Origin of the sequence: Rhodococcus sp. WWJCD1, assembly GCF_002258735.1 — a bacterium.
Classification (GTDB): Bacteria; Actinomycetota; Actinomycetes; order Mycobacteriales; family Mycobacteriaceae; genus Rhodococcoides.
This window is the reverse complement of the sequence record NZ_NOXY01000005.1, coordinates 118,131-132,168: the sequence shown is the minus strand read 5'-3', so window position 1 is coordinate 132,168 and position 14,038 is coordinate 118,131. Positions and strand designations below refer to the sequence as shown.

13 protein-coding genes are annotated in these 14,038 nt (G+C 62.6%); 9 read left to right on the top strand and 4 right to left on the bottom strand.

The features are described from left to right. Nucleotides 1-176: 176 nt before the first annotated feature. A complete protein-coding gene (locus tag CH286_RS27725) occupies nucleotides 177-1,127 on the bottom strand; it encodes a hypothetical protein (protein ID WP_255182556.1) in 951 nt (316 codons plus the stop codon). 875 nt (nucleotides 1,128-2,002) lie between these two features. Further along, nucleotides 2,003-3,364: an FAD-binding protein gene (locus tag CH286_RS02330; protein WP_094608223.1), complete on the bottom strand. Its 1,362-nt coding sequence runs from the start codon at nucleotides 3,362-3,364 to the stop codon at nucleotides 2,003-2,005. Between the two features lie 331 nt (nucleotides 3,365-3,695). Here CH286_RS02330 and CH286_RS28060 point away from each other — a divergent pair, with 331 nt between their 5' ends. The 3 genes from CH286_RS28060 to CH286_RS02315 all read left to right on the top strand — a co-directional run bounded on the left by CH286_RS28060 (nucleotide 3,696) and on the right by CH286_RS02315 (nucleotide 5,051). Then, a complete protein-coding gene (locus tag CH286_RS28060) occupies nucleotides 3,696-4,145 on the top strand; it encodes a lyase family protein (protein ID WP_255182544.1) in 450 nt (149 codons plus the stop codon). A 73-nt stretch (nucleotides 4,146-4,218) separates the two neighbouring features. Next, a complete protein-coding gene (locus CH286_RS02320) occupies nucleotides 4,219-4,878 on the top strand; it encodes an SDR family NAD(P)-dependent oxidoreductase (protein WP_094608221.1) in 660 nt (219 codons plus the stop codon). Further along, nucleotides 4,827-5,051 (top strand): WhiB family transcriptional regulator, encoded by a 225-nt coding sequence (locus CH286_RS02315; RefSeq protein WP_255182543.1) that lies wholly within the window; start codon nucleotides 4,827-4,829, stop codon nucleotides 5,049-5,051. Before CH286_RS02320 ends, CH286_RS02315 begins: the two co-directional genes overlap by 52 nt. Nucleotides 5,052-5,119: 68 nt before the next feature. Here the strand turns inward: CH286_RS02315 and CH286_RS02310 are convergent, their stop codons facing one another. Then, a complete protein-coding gene (locus CH286_RS02310; protein ID WP_176458108.1) occupies nucleotides 5,120-6,010 on the bottom strand; it encodes an alpha/beta fold hydrolase in 891 nt (296 codons plus the stop codon). A gap of 168 nt (nucleotides 6,011-6,178) precedes the next feature. After that, a complete protein-coding gene (locus tag CH286_RS02305) occupies nucleotides 6,179-7,402 on the bottom strand; it encodes a PucR family transcriptional regulator (RefSeq protein WP_037155442.1) in 1,224 nt (407 codons plus the stop codon). Between the two features lie 186 nt (nucleotides 7,403-7,588). On the opposite strand from CH286_RS02305, the gene CH286_RS02300 reads away from it, so the two are divergent. The 6 genes from CH286_RS02300 (at nucleotide 7,589) to CH286_RS02275 (ending at nucleotide 13,997) form a co-directional block, all read left to right on the top strand. Beyond that, nucleotides 7,589-8,761 carry an acetyl-CoA acetyltransferase gene (locus CH286_RS02300; protein ID WP_037155444.1) on the top strand — a complete coding sequence of 391 codons (1,173 nt, stop codon included), beginning with the start codon at nucleotides 7,589-7,591 and terminating at the stop codon, nucleotides 8,759-8,761. Further along, nucleotides 8,758-10,365 carry an AMP-binding protein gene (locus CH286_RS02295; RefSeq protein ID WP_176458107.1) on the top strand — a complete coding sequence of 536 codons (1,608 nt, stop codon included), beginning with the start codon at nucleotides 8,758-8,760 and terminating at the stop codon, nucleotides 10,363-10,365. Before CH286_RS02300 ends, CH286_RS02295 begins: the two co-directional genes overlap by 4 nt. Nucleotides 10,366-10,451: 86 nt before the next feature. Then, nucleotides 10,452-11,261 (top strand): PCC domain-containing protein, encoded by an 810-nt coding sequence (locus tag CH286_RS02290; RefSeq protein WP_176458106.1) that lies wholly within the window; start codon nucleotides 10,452-10,454, stop codon nucleotides 11,259-11,261. Further along, complete coding sequence (locus CH286_RS02285; RefSeq protein WP_094608218.1) at nucleotides 11,258-12,055, top strand: SDR family NAD(P)-dependent oxidoreductase; 798 nt, start codon at nucleotides 11,258-11,260, stop codon at nucleotides 12,053-12,055. The genes CH286_RS02290 and CH286_RS02285 overlap by 4 nt, the downstream gene beginning before the upstream one ends. Beyond that, nucleotides 12,052-12,600 carry a gamma carbonic anhydrase family protein gene (locus CH286_RS02280; RefSeq protein WP_094608217.1) on the top strand — a complete coding sequence of 183 codons (549 nt, stop codon included), beginning with the start codon at nucleotides 12,052-12,054 and terminating at the stop codon, nucleotides 12,598-12,600. The genes CH286_RS02285 and CH286_RS02280 overlap by 4 nt, the downstream gene beginning before the upstream one ends. Next, a complete protein-coding gene (locus CH286_RS02275) occupies nucleotides 12,597-13,997 on the top strand; it encodes an FAD-binding oxidoreductase (RefSeq protein WP_176458105.1) in 1,401 nt (466 codons plus the stop codon). Before CH286_RS02280 ends, CH286_RS02275 begins: the two co-directional genes overlap by 4 nt. Nucleotides 13,998-14,038: the final 41 nt, after the last annotated feature.

Genomic DNA, 14,038 nt, shown 5'->3' with positions numbered 1-14,038 from the left:
GAGCGTCCACCTCGACAGGTTGAGGTGTCGTTCCACCCGGGGTGGCGACACCTCGGATTGTTGGAGTCCGCAGCAGGACAACAGGAATGCCGTGTGCAGACGATGCTCGGCCACGATCCCTTCGAACGACTCTGCCACGATATTACTTCTAACGCAACGTAATTGAGCCATCGCAATCAATCTCGCAGGTGAGTTTCTGGCTTGGGTGGATGGCAGGTCCGAGCTCGGTCCGCACCCAGCCCGCAATACGGCCAGATCCGGTCAGGCACCCGAGACGCTGGCGGACGCACAATGCAGAGGTCAGAGTGGGAAGATGTGCGAGCGCGGGAGATAGCAGCTCCACTCGGAAAGGACTTAAATCCGTCAAGTGTCGGTGTGAGTCCGACTGGGGCGCTCGAGAGTCTATATGAATCCGAAAATCTCTGCCGGTGACGAGTTTCGGCGGGTGTCGTGGACTTCGGTGAACTTCGCTGGTTTTCAATGGGCGAGCGACGCACCGGATTTGAAATCCGCGCGGGTACCTTCTCCATCGTCGCATCTTCACATTCGTGCAGCTCAGGGGCGAGTTTTGCTACGAACGATCGTATTCGCGTGCAGCTCGGTGTCACGAGGCTGTCACAACTAGGTCCCGGGAGCTGTCTGACGTCGGCGCCGTACGTAGCGCGGGCGACGATCGGGTCTGGAAACTCGACACACTTTCTCGTCTCGCGCACGGCCTTGTGGGAGTTTGGCATCCTGGTATCAATACTGTTGAGCAACAGTATTATTCGATCTTCTGTAAACTCCGCGGTTGGTTTACCGCTGGGGGAACCCTGCTGGAAGTTCAGCAGCCGATGGCGTGTGGACTCGATCGAGAGCCGCCATGGACCGACTGGAGCTGCGTTGATCTGCTGTTCGATCGCAGCCCATCTCTGGAAGACTCGCTCGGCTTGCCCCCACGCGTTTGCGGTGCCGGCCGAGCCGTGGAGGTGAACCACTTTCAGCTTGTGGGCGACCGCTGCGGTGGCCTCGTCGGGTCGGGTTCGCAATCGACGGCCGTTGGTGACCAAGACCCAATCGCGCTGACCGACCTCGGTGATCCAGTCGACGTCGAGGGTCCCTGTCGGAATGATGGGCGACGAAGTCATCGTACCGCGGTCCAGTGCCGCCACCACAGCGCAGGATCCTTGACATTCCTGCCCGTTTCGTGCGGCCGCAGGCCACAATCCACCTACCCCGGAATGGCCCTAGCAGGATTCGTAGCTTCGTTCGTGGCGCAACATCATCGGGTTCAATCCGCACCAACCGGCCTGATATCTAACAACTCTCGTCATCGCCCGGGTACCGACAACCGTGGAAACGCTGCGTCGGCCAGCTATCGACGCACACCCGAAAACGGTCGACGCGACCTTTCGGTCACCGAGCGTGGGCAGAGCACGTCAGAGGGTCCTCGAGGTTTAGTCAGAACACAGCGCGCGGTCTGTCCCTTGCTCGCCGGAGTGGGTGGCGGTGTTCATTCAAAGCAGACTTATGCGGGATGGGTACTGAACACTTTCTCGCACAGCGCAGTTCAGCAATTGCGTAGATCTGCAGTGTAGTCGCAGAACAGTCGGAGCGCGCGGGCCTTGTTGCTCGACGCCGCCGAAACCGAATTGGCTGCCCAAGGTTACGCAGAAGCCTCGCTGAACACCATTCTGAAGGCGTCGGGTCGCACCAACGATGATTTGATACTGAACGGCGACGCCCGCATTTATCGCCCCGAGACAGAGGAGGAAGCGGCGGAGCGTCGCCGTGACGTCAATCCAACCCCGACGACAGCGACACGGACGCTACACCGAGCCTGTTGCAACAGAACCATGTCGGCGTAGCGGCCATTTTGGTCCACATGAGCACGTCGCGGCAGCGGAGGCTGCGGCGGATGGTGTCGGCGTCCCTTGCCAGCACGAGTAGATGTCGTAAGGACACTCGGGGCGCGCCCAACCAGGGTTACCGTCTTCGGGTCGGCGACGTCGAGTCGTCGCAGCTACCAACGTGCGGATGGAGCGAACACACCGGTTGGGTCGACCGTGTGTCGGGCCGCTTCCAGTCGCTCCGATTCGGTTGTGGTCCATCCTGCCCGCACCAGATTCATCGACCCCGTGCCTGCGAGGTTGAGGAATGCGCGGTCGGCGGAATCGGCCGTGAAACGCGAGAGGAGTTCGTCGAGCACGCCTGGTAGGTCCGCCGCGATGGCCGGCTCGGCAACCCCGATCAGATACAGGCAGAATGCGGCCGAACGTCCGCCCGCAGAGCCGGGGGATCGCGGCGACCGATCCAAGGCCCCGCCCATCAATCTCAATTCGACTGTGGCGACGGGCAGGTCGGCAGCGGACAGGACCGCGTCGATTGTCTTTTCGGTCATCGTCGACAACAGCAGCCCGCGCTCGATCACCGGCAACGGTTCGACCGGGTCCATGTGAATCGAGGCCAATGCGGTCATCGGCATGGTGGCCACCGTGTCGATGATGGGTCCGGTGATCGAGCGCATCGGCGCGAGTAGTTCCTGGCCGCGTTCGGCGGATCCGACGTGGGCGTACCGCAGGTGTAGGACGGTGCGGCCACGAAGCTCTACCGCGAGGGCGGGGTCCGGCGGCAAGTGCAGGAGCGCGATCGATGTCGACACGGATTCCGGCACAGTTTGCACCCAGGTTCGCCATGCGTGAAGAACGCTGGGGGCGTCGTCGAGATCGAAGAACATGCCACCGCCGAACACCGTGTGCATCGGCAGCAGATCGATCACCATTTCGGTCACGATGCCGAACCCGCCGCCGCCCCCGCCCCGCAGCGCCCAGAACAACTCGCCGTCCGTGTGCTCGTCGACCATGGTCACTCGGCCGGCGGCAGTGACGATCTGGAACGAGCGCACCAGGTCGGCGGCGAATCCGATGGTTCGACCCAGCGGGCTCAGCCCACCGCCGAGGGTGTATCCGACAGCTCCCGCAGCGGTGGATGACCCGGACGGTGCGCCGAGATCGAACACCGCGGCCGCGTCGAGTACTTGCTGCCACCGGACACCGGCACCGACGTTCGCAGTGCGCGCACCGGCATCGATGTGTACGTCGCTCAACCGCCGGGTGGAGATCATGATCGACGTGTCGTCCGTCGCGCGGGCACCATGGCCGGTGGCTTTGACGGCCACCCCGTAACCGGCGGCTGCTGCGACTCGAACCGCCGCCGCGACGTCGCCGGCATCGGCGGCGACGACCACTGCGGCCGGTGAATGAGCCACGGCGACATTGAATCCGGCCACCTCGTCGTCGTATTCCGCGGAACCCGGGCCCCATACCGACCCCCGTGTGGCGCGATCCAACAGGTCGGTTATCGAGGTCGTCTCGGCGAATGTCATGTGTTCCTTATCGTCGTGTGGAGGCTGTGGTGTCGTTCGTCCTCTTTCGTTGTACCGCAACGTGTTCGACAAGTGCGACCGGTCAACAGTGGGCGGTGACTGCTCCCCGGGAGATGCAGTCGGTGCGCTTACGAAGGCGGGAACACTCCGTCGAGTCGCGCCACACCGCCCCTCACCAGCACAAACTCGAGGCGCTTCGCTGAGTCGACGGACGGCAGCCCGCGACCAGACCCGCCTGGCTGCGATTCGTAGGTTCGATGGAGACACAAGGAAAAGCGACGGGTTCGTAAGCAGACACCATCAGCCGAGTGGCGGCCATCGAATGTCCATCATGCCCGGCAAGGTGAACCCCACTCAGTGCGAGGCAACGGTGATGGTGTGCATTCAGGTGATCGCCGACGACACCGCCGTGGCGTTCGCCGGTACGCAGGGCAACTTCGAGCTCAACGCGATGCGCCCGATCATCATCGACGACGTGCTCCATTCGGCCACGATTCTCGGCGACATGTGCGCGAAGTTCACCGAATACTGCGTCGACGGAATCGAATTGAATCGTCCCACCATCGCGGGTTACGTCGCCCGGTCGCTGATGCTCGTCACTGCACTGTCCCCCGTGATCGGGTACGAGAAGGCGGCGGCGATGGCGCACCGGGCTCTGGCCGACGACAGCATACTGCGCGACGCGGCCCTGGCCATCGGATTCGTCGACGGCGACGAATTCGACCGTATCGTCGACCCGGCAAGAATGATCGGTATCGACATTTCCGATAGCAGCGAGTGAAAGCATCGATTGTTCGACGGTCACTTTCTTGCTTCACTGAATTGGAACGCACACCCAACGAAAGGATCACCCAATGCGCGTACTTCTGGTCAGTGGATCCTCGGGAATCGGACGGTCGATCGCGTCGGCCGTTCTCGACCGCGGCGGCGAAGTCATCCTCGCTGGGCGACACCGCGATTCACTCGATGCTGCAGTCTCGGAGCTGGGTCCGGGGGCGAGTGCGTTGACGATCGATCTCGGGGACCAGGCATCCATTGCACTGGCTGCCACGTCGGTCGGCGCGGTGGACCGCGTCGTCGGTCTCGCAGCAGATCACGCGAACGGGCCCGTCACGGAACTGGACGCGGGTGCCATACGACATGCGTTCGACGCAAAAGTGATCGGGCCGATCCTGTTGGCCAAGCACTTCTCGCCGCAGGTTCGCGAGGGGGGTTCGTTCCTGTTTTTCTCCGGCGTCGCCGCCTGGAAACCTGCGCCCGGCCTGTCGGTGATGGCGACGGCGAACGGGGTGGTGGCGTTCCTGACCTCGTCGGCGACGTACCGAACCCGCGAGGTCGTTCGTATCGCGCAGACGCTGTACACGTTCTGGAACACCGGCAACACCGCGTACCTCGACCGAGCAGTGGACCCCGGCTTCGTCGACAACACATCGAATGGCAGAGCCGGGCCCGCTGTCGGGGGTTGGGTTTCGATCTCTTCTTCAAGTCGAAGGAAGTCGACAGCGAGGCTGTAGCGAATGCCAAGAGAATTTGCGGACAGTGTCCCGTGTCGACCGCGTGTCTTCGGTACGCGATCGATTCTATAGAGCTACAAGGGATTTGGGGCGGAACTACACCGTCTGTGCGGCGGTGGATCCGACTTCCGCGGGTAAGTGGAACAACAGAACGTCGTTGGCTCATTCGGTAGCCTGATGCGAGGTCTGAGTCGCATTTTCCGGAGGCCGGCGACGACGAGGTGCGACGCCGGCCTCCGCATCACGCTGTCACGGCATTGGCGTGCGAGATATGTTCTGCAGCATCACTATCAGTGCCGGACAGAAAGTCGAGAATCGCTTCCGCGAAAGGTGCGGGGTTCTCGAAGAAGGCGAAGTGTGCGCCACCTTCGGCTTCGGTGAACTTCCTGAAGCGAGCACCGGCGATGTGGTCCGTGGTCCAGATCTGTGAAGCGGGGGCAACATGACTGACCTCGCCTGCGATGACCAAAGTGGGCACGTCGATCGTCGGGAGAATGTCTCGCCAGTCCTGCATGATGTGATCGAACAGCAATCGAGCGCCCCATGCGGCCGGTAGCTTCAGGTTTTCACGGTACAACCACTCCAGATCGTCGGCCGGGATGTTCGGGGTGAGCATCGACACCAGAAAGTCGTGGCGAGCGGTGGGTCCATCGGGGCCGGCGACCGCGGAAGCGAACTGAGCAGCGCCCTCGAAGTCGAGAATCGCACCGGCTTGCTTCGCATCTTCAGCGGTCATCCACGGCAGCACAGCGCAGGCGCTCGGCTGGTCGACGATGACGAACTTCTCGAATTTGGACGTCCCGTGTGAATCGAGATAGCTCCACAGAACCGACGCGCCCATCGAGTGGCCGAGAAACGTGGCCCGTTCGACGCCGAGATGGTCGAGGACCTCGTCCAGGTCCGCCGCGAGTCGGGCTATGCGCGCACCCGTGGAGGGCTTGCTCGACTCGCCGTGGCCGCGCTGATCGAAGCTGACGACCCGTACCGACTCCGACAGCAGAGGTATGACCCGATCGAACATGGCGCGAGACTGCGACCAACCATGCAGCATGACCAAGGTGCGTCCCGACGCGACGTGCCCGGTGTCATGAACATCGAGGATGCAGCCGTCGCTTGTGGTGAATGAACTCATGTGTCGATCCTCCATCGTCTGTGATCGCGGGACGGTCGAGGCTGTCCGACGCGAAGTAACCTGTGACTGATTGTGGCCCTGGAGTGACTGCCATCACCATGAACAAACGTCGAAGAAGAGCGCATTTTTTCCGTCATTATGTAGAAAACGACTGGACAGCGGCTCGGATCAGCGCCTGACGATCTCGAGCAGATGCAGACCGACGTGCATCGACAGTCGGTCTGCGCCGGAATCGAGATCGATACCGGCTGCGGCCCGGATCTGTTCGAGCCGGTAGTAGAGAGAAGTTCGGTGCATGTGCAGGGCGGTCGCGGTACGTGCAATCGAGCCACCGTTGTCGAGGAAACTACGCAGCGTCTGCACGAGCTTGCCTGACTCGTCGGCATCGATCAGGTCTCGTAGTGGCTGCGGAACAGTGGTCCACACCAGCGATGACTCGGGGAGATCGAGGAGCACAGCGTCGATTCCGAGGTCGTCCCAGAAGACGACGGTGTCCTTGATCGACGCCATGCGTGCAGCCGCTTTCGCTGCAATGTCCGCACGGTGCCGTGCCGTGAACGCATTGGCCAAGCCGCCTGTCACGGTCCCGATCCCGATCCACGTGCTGTCCGAACCATCGCCCAGGAGTCGCGTCAATTCCGACTCGATCTGGCGGGCCTGCCGCTCCAGATCGCTCCGGTCCATCGGCGATCCCTTGACCTGCAGCAGTACGGCACGGTCCTCGGTGATGTAGGCGCGTGCGCTCTTCGACTGAATTCGGGTCACGGTGTCGATCGCGACCCGCAATGCAATCTCCACCGGGGTGTTCGAGTGATCCGAACGGTCGGCTACCACAACGGTGACGGTGATGCTGTCGAGAGCTGACAGGTCCCTGCTCTCCTCGAAGTAGGCGAGTGCGCCCTGCCTGGCTTGTGCGTCCTCGGAGAGCACATCACGCAACGCAGTTCGCCGCTCGAGTTGTTGTGGATCGGATGCGAGCGAGTCCGCGTACATGTGTGATGCGATGTCACGGCTGACTTTTTCGATGTGGTCGATTTCGTCATCGGTCAGCGTCTGATCGGCATCGATGACCATCAGAAGTCCGATCAACATGCCAGGGCCGTACAGGGGCACGCACAGCCTGGACTTGAGCCCCAGCACGATGCTCCCTTCGAGTATGTGCGGGCCGTGCCACCGGGCCGCGCCTTGGCCCAGAACGAATCTGCCGATCTCGTCGCCCGCGTCGCGGTCGAGCATCGCGCGTATGCGGACGGTGTCCTCGTCGCCGAAATGGCGACTCGAGAAGATCAGCCGCACCGCCGGATCGTCGATGACGACCGAGCGGCCGAGGAACTCACCGAGCTCGTCCACCAGCGAGCGAACCTCGGCACCGGCAATGATCGGACTGGTCATTCAACCCATCTTCCAGGCAACTTCTACAAAACGTGGATAAATCCGTCCGAAATCGCAACGCGGTGCCATGTTGCGTGGCTCACTGCCGATCGATACTCGAACGTACAACCAAGCCTCCTTCATCGGCTGTACGCATTACCAATCAGCACCAGCCGACCGGGAGCACATCGCTCTAGGAGTCACGCAATGACACACACTCCCAGCATCATCGGTTGGGCACACACCGAGTTCGGCAAACTCGCTGACCCCGACGTCGAAGCGCTCATGGCGCGTGTCGCCAGCACAGCTCTCGACCACGCCGGCGTCAGCTCCACCGATGTAGACGCTGTCCACGTCGGGGTCTTCAACTCCGGATTCTCGCCACAGAGTTTCGACGCTGCTCTCGTAGGAGCAGGCACACACGAACTCGGCGCTACACCCGCAGTTCGGTCCGAAAATGCTTGTGCCACAGGCAGCGCAGCGCTGTACGCCGCGCTCGATTTCATAGAGAGCGGTCGGGGCCGGATTGCGCTCGTCGTCGGCGCCGAGAAGATGACAGCAACACCGGGTGCGCAGGTCGGTGACATACTGCTCGGCGCGACACATCTGGCAACCGAGGCGTCGTACGGCAGCTTCCCCGGCGTCTTCGCCTCGCTCGCCACCCAATACGGCGACCGGTACGGCGATCCGCGGGACGCGTTGGCAACAATTGCCGCCAAGAACCATCGCAACGGCGTGGCGAACCCGTACGCGCACATGCGAAAAGACCTGGGCTTCGAGTTCTGCCGGACAGTGTCCGACCGCAATCCTTTCGTCGTGGCTCCGCTTCTACGTACGGACTGTTCGATGGTCTCGGACGGCGCTGCTGCTCTGGTGGTTGCCTCCGCTGATGTGGCGCGGACGGCACGGCGCGCTGTGACGATCAAGTCGAGAGCGCACGCGAACGAGGCCATGGCGATAGCGAACAGGCGAGATCCGTTGGTCTTTCAGGGTGCCAAGACCGCTTTTTCGAACGCCCTTCGCGACGCGGGTGTCACCTTGGACGATCTGGACCTCCTCGAGACCCACGACTGTTTCACCGTGGCAGAGTTGCTGCAGTACGAGGCCTTCGGGCTTGCCGAGACGGGTAAAGGCGGAACGATCCTTGCCGAGGGGGTCACCGAACGCGATGGGAAGTTGCCGGTGAACGTCTCCGGCGGACTCAAGTCCAAAGGCCACCCGATCGGCGCGACGGGCGTCTCGCAGCACGTGATGGCGGCGATGCAGCTGACCGGGGAAGCCGGCGACATGCAACTGCCGCGCGCAGATCGTGCTGCTGTCTTCAACATGGGCGGGGCAGCTGTCGTGAACTACGCAACGATTCTGGAGGCAGTTCGATGACCGCCACCGTTGCCGCGAGTCGTCGTGCGATGAACCTCGCGGAGATGCTGACCACCAATGCCAAGCGAATTCCCGATCGCCCAGCGGTAGTCTGTGGTCCGGTGCGGTGGAGCTGGAAGGACCTGGACGCCGCGGTGAACCTGCTGGCCGGCGATCTACGTCGTCGGGGTGTAGCCAAGGGCGACGTGGTGCTGGTGCACAGTCCGAATCACGTCGAATTCGTTCAGGCGATGTTCGCGATCTGGCGAGTCGGCGCGATCTTGGCGCCGACGAACGCCCGGATCACTCCCGGTGACGCCGCATCGATCGCGGCGGTGTGCAAGCCTGTCGCTCTCGTGAGTCACCGGGATTGCGGCGACCATGCTGCCGCGATCGCCGACGCTGTCGACCTGACTGCGGGCACCTTGTGGATCGCTTCCGAAGGCGCTGATTCGATTGCTGCGCTTGCCGATACCGAGATCTCCGCATCCGATGTATTCGGCAACGAAGGCGTCGACTCCGAGGACCACGCGTGGTACTTCTTCACCTCCGGCACCAGTGGAACCCCGAAGGCCGCGATACTGACGCACTTTCAGTTGAGTTTCGTCATCAACAACCACCTGGCCGATCTGATGCCGGGTACCAGCGAAGACGATGCATCGCTCGTCGTCGCACCGCTGTCCCACGGCGCAGGAGTGCATCTCCTACCTCAGGTAGCTGCGGGAGCAGCGACGATCCTGACCGAATCCGCGAGCCTCGACGGCAACGAGGTGTGGGCGACGATCGCCCGCGAGCACGTGAGCAACGTCTTCACCGTTCCCACGATTCTGAAGAAGCTCGTCGAGCACCCCGCCGTGCACGAACACGACCATTCGTCGCTCGAGTACGTCATCTACGCCGGTGCACCGATGTACGCAGTCGATCAGGAAGCAGCTCGAAAGGTGCTGGGCGACGTCCTTGTTCAGTACTACGGGCTCGGAGAAGTCACGGGTAACATCACAGTGCTTCGCCCCGGCGAACATGGGCGCAAGGGGCTTACCGGTGTCGATTTCGGAAGCTGCGGACGACCTCGAACCGGTATGCACGTCGTTGTACTCGCCGAGGACGGAACGGCGGTGCCGACGGGCGAGCAAGGTCAGATCTGTGTCGCGGGACCGGCAGTGTGCGCGGGGTATCTCGACAACGACAGTGCCAACGCGGAAGCGTTTCGCGACGGTTGGTTTCATACCGGCGATCTCGGCCGATTCGACGAGCAGGGATTCCTGTACATCACCGGTCGGGCGTCGGACATGTACATCTCCGGAGGGTCGAATGTGTACCCCCGGGAGATCGAAGAAAAGATATTGAAGCACCCGTCGGTGATCGATGTGGCGGTGGTCGGCATTCTGGACCCGGTATGGGGAGAGATCGGAGTCGCGGTGTGGGTGTGCTCCGAGTCCGACGCGACCACGTCGGAAGAACTCAGTGCTTGGCTCGCGCCCTCCGTCGCCAAGTACAAACTGCCGAGGCACTTCGTGCAGTGGTCGGCGTTACCGACCACTGCATACGGCAAGGTGGCCAAGAAAGATGTCAAGGCGGAATTGAAGATTCGCGGCGTGGAGGCTGTGGCGGTGAGTGGACGATGACTCTGACGACGGACTCGGCCGCGCTCGTATTTCCGGGGCCACGCCACCCGGATCGCCGACACACGGTACCGACTCATACATCCTCGGTGAACGTCACGCTCGAGCCGAACATTCGGCTGATCGACGCGCTGGACATCGTTGCCGATCGACATGGCGCCTCGTCGGCCCAGTTCGAACTCATGGGCGGCACATTGGACCGCATCTCGTACTGCTTTCCAGCGTGCGGCACCGGTGAGAACCCGGTCAGCTACAGCGAGACACACGAGTCCGAGGTACCTGCTCAATTGCTCATTGCCTCGGTGACCTTCGGCTATCGGAACGGTGAGCGGTTCATGCACTGCCATGCCGCGTGGATCGATGCGTCAGGAACGCTTCGTGCCGGCCACCTCTGGCCCGAGTCTCGTTTGGGGGCAGTCCCGGTGTACGCAGTTCTGCACACCCTTTCGGGTGTGGACATGGTGAGCTCGGTTGATCCCGAAACCCGTATGCCCGCGTTCACACCAGTGGCGCCGGCACACGTGTCAGGCCGACAGCGCGATCAGGCGCGCGCAGTGATAAGCCGAATTCTGCCCGGTGAAGACATCGTGATGGCCGCGGAGGAAGTGTGCCGCACCAACGGTTTCGAGCGCGCGCTGGTACGCGCAGGCGTCGGCAGTCTTGTCGGTGGTTGCTTGCAGCGTCGAGATTCGGACAAGCTCGTCGACGGCCCGGCAACGGAAATCGTGACGATTCAAGGATCTATCGTTCCGGACGCCGACGGTGCTCCGCGCGGAACCCTGTCGGGGATCCTGGTCGACCTGCGCGGTGATGTGCACGCGGGTTCGCTACTGCGAGGCCGGAATCCGGTCGCAGTCACCTTCGAACTACTGATCATCGAGGATTCGAGGAACACATGAACGACAGACTAGAGGGTAAAGTCGCCATCGTTTTCGGCGCTGGATCGAGCGGCGCTACCCTGAGCAACGGGCGCGCCGCAGCGTTGGCGTTCGCACGCGAAGGAGCGGTGGTCGCCGCGATAGACAGAAGTCCGGCCGAGGCCGAACTCACGGCCAAGGAAATCGTTCGTGAGGGTGGTAACGCCAAGGCGTTCTCTGCCGACGTCACCGACGAGGAACAGGTTCGTGCCGCAGTGGCGGACGTAGCCGAGAGTTTCGGTCCACCTACGGTGTTGCACAACAATGTCGGCGCGGCCAGGGTCGGGGATATCACCGAACTCGATCTCGCCGCATGGGATGCTGCCATGCAGGTCAATTTGACCGGCGTTTTTCTCGCATGCAAGCACACCATTCCTTGGATGTTGGAGGCGGGAACCGGTTCGATCATCAACGTGTCGTCGCTGGCCGCCGTCCGTCACACCGGGTACAACTACCCCAGTTACATGGCGTCGAAGGGTGCCGTCGATCAGCTCACGGTCTCCGTGGCACTCGAGTACGCCTCCCGCGGTATCCGCGCCAACGCGATTCTTCCCGGCCTGATCAACACACCCTTGGTGTCGCAGCAGATCGTGTGTGGCGACGAACGTCAAGCTGCCAGGGAAATGGCGGAGCGCGATGCTGCCAGCCCGACCGGGCGCATGGGATCGCCGTGGGATGTTGCCCACGCCGCTGTCTTTCTGGCCTCCGACGAAGCCGCCTACGTCAACGGTGTCATGCTGCCGGTCGACGGTGGGCTCTCCATGAGGTCTCGATGACCGCCGAACGTTCGGTCGCTGCCCTGGTTTTCGGTGTCGGTGAACGACGGCCGGTCGTCGACGAGGCGGCCTGGATCGCCCCGACGGCGGCCGTCATCGGTTCCGTGGAGCTAGGGCGCGACGTCAGCATCTGGTACGGCGCATCTCTGCGAGCGGACGCCGAAGAAATTCGAATCGGATCGGGCACCAACATCCAGGACAACTGCGTCGTGCACACCGATCCAGGAATGCCCGTCTCCATCGGAAACCACGTCACCGTCGGGCACGACGCCATCCTGCACGGATGTCGAATCGAGGACGGTGTGCTGGTCGGCATGGGCGCCGTGATCATGAACGGCGCAGTGATCGGCGCAGGCTCGCTGATCGCAGCGGGCACCGTGATCACCGAGGAAACCGTCGTCCCGGCAGGTTCGCTGATCGCCGGTGTGCCGGGAAAGATCAAACGCGCGCTCGACGCGGATGCCATCGCGGCGAACGGTGGCAATGCTCACCACTACGTCGAACTTGCAGCGGAGCACCGACGTGCACTCGAGGCAGTGCGATGAGCGCCCCGGTGCACGGCGCGGTTCGGCTCGCTCTCGAATCGCTACCCGACGAGATAGTCGTGACCGACCCGGACATCGTCGTTGCCTACGCTCGTGACCAATCGCGGTTCACCGACAACGGTGTGCCGTTGGCTGTTCTGATGCCCCGCACCACCGATGAGGTTGCGCTGTGCATGCGTCTCGCGCACGAGTGCGGCGTTGCCGTCGTCCCGCGCGGTGCTGGTAGCGGATTGAGTGGAGCGGCCAACGCGTCGTCCGGGGCGGTTGTGCTCAGCCTGCACCGTATGACGGCGATCAAAGAGATCGATGTGGTCAACAGAATTGCAGTGGTCGAACCAGGGGTGGTTACCGGCGATTTACGAAGCCGGGCAGCGGAATCGGGACTGTTCTATCCGCCCGACCCGGGTAGCGTCGATTTCAGCACGATCGGCGGCAACGTCTCGACCAATGCAGGCGGAATGTGCTGCGTCAAGTACGGCGTGACGGGTGACTTCGTCCTGGGACTCGAAGTGGTCCTGGCCGACGGACGAGTCATGCGTACCGGTCGACGGACGGTCAAGGGCGTCGCCGGCTACGACCTGACCAGTCTCATGGTCGGATCGGAGGGAACGCTCGGAGTGATCACCGAAATCACCGTGAAACTGCTTCCCGCACCTCGACAGGCGCAGACGCTTGTCGCGTCGTTCCCCTCGCTCGCAGGCGCAGGATCCGCCGTCGGCGACATCTCCTCGTCCGGTTCGACACCGTCGATGCTCGAGATCTTGGATCGCACGACGGTTCAGGCGGTGAATGCGTTGTCCAAGATGGGAATCGGTGACGACGTCGATGCGCTTCTGTTGGTGCAGAGCGACGACGTGGACGCACTCGAAGTGCTGTCGAAGATCGAATCGATCTGTACCGACAACGGCGCGACCGACGTTGCGGTCAGTTCCGACCCCACGGAGGCTGCAATGCTTCTCGAAGCACGTCGGCTTGCGCTTCCGGCGCTGGAGCAACTCGGGGACTGGCTTCTCGACGACGTGGCGGTGCCGTGCTCTGCCATCACGGATCTGATCGCCTCGGTGGAATCCATTGCAGCCGAATACGGCCTGACCATCGGAGTGTTCGGGCACGCAGGTGACGGCAACCTGCATCCGACCGTCATCTACGACGAGAACGATCCGTCGAGCCGCACCGCAGCTTTGGCCGCATTCAACGCGATCACCGAGCGGGCCTTGGAACTCGGCGGGACGATCACCGGTGAACACGGCGTGGGTCGGTTGAAGTCGAGTTGGCTGGAAGTCGAGCTCGATGACGTCGCGATCGCTGCACAACGCGCAGTGAAGGTAGCGCTGGATCCGGCGGGGATCTTGAATCCGTGCGCGGTGCTCGCAGGAGGATCCGGAACTCGCCGGTGACACCGCCGCCAACCTGTTATACATGTGAAGTAGATGTATAA

Excerpts from the sequence above, each read along its gene's own strand:
- CH286_RS27725 (WP_255182556.1), bottom strand. The coding sequence starts at position 1,127 with ATGACTTCGTCGCCCATCATTCCGACAGGGACCCTCGACGTCGACTGG.
- CH286_RS02330 (WP_094608223.1), bottom strand. The coding sequence starts at position 3,364 with ATGACATTCGCCGAGACGACCTCGATAACCGACCTGTTGGATCGCGCC.
- CH286_RS28060 (WP_255182544.1), top strand. The coding sequence starts at position 3,696 with ATGCCCGGCAAGGTGAACCCCACTCAGTGCGAGGCAACGGTGATGGTG.
- CH286_RS02320 (WP_094608221.1), top strand. The coding sequence starts at position 4,219 with ATGCGCGTACTTCTGGTCAGTGGATCCTCGGGAATCGGACGGTCGATC.
- CH286_RS02310 (WP_176458108.1), bottom strand. The coding sequence starts at position 6,010 with ATGAGTTCATTCACCACAAGCGACGGCTGCATCCTCGATGTTCATGAC.
- CH286_RS02305 (WP_037155442.1), bottom strand. The coding sequence starts at position 7,402 with ATGACCAGTCCGATCATTGCCGGTGCCGAGGTTCGCTCGCTGGTGGAC.
- CH286_RS02300 (WP_037155444.1), top strand. The coding sequence starts at position 7,589 with ATGACACACACTCCCAGCATCATCGGTTGGGCACACACCGAGTTCGGC.
- CH286_RS02295 (WP_176458107.1), top strand. The coding sequence starts at position 8,758 with ATGACCGCCACCGTTGCCGCGAGTCGTCGTGCGATGAACCTCGCGGAG.
- CH286_RS02285 (WP_094608218.1), top strand. The coding sequence starts at position 11,258 with ATGAACGACAGACTAGAGGGTAAAGTCGCCATCGTTTTCGGCGCTGGA.
- CH286_RS02280 (WP_094608217.1), top strand. The coding sequence starts at position 12,052 with ATGACCGCCGAACGTTCGGTCGCTGCCCTGGTTTTCGGTGTCGGTGAA.
- CH286_RS02275 (WP_176458105.1), top strand. The coding sequence starts at position 12,597 with ATGAGCGCCCCGGTGCACGGCGCGGTTCGGCTCGCTCTCGAATCGCTA.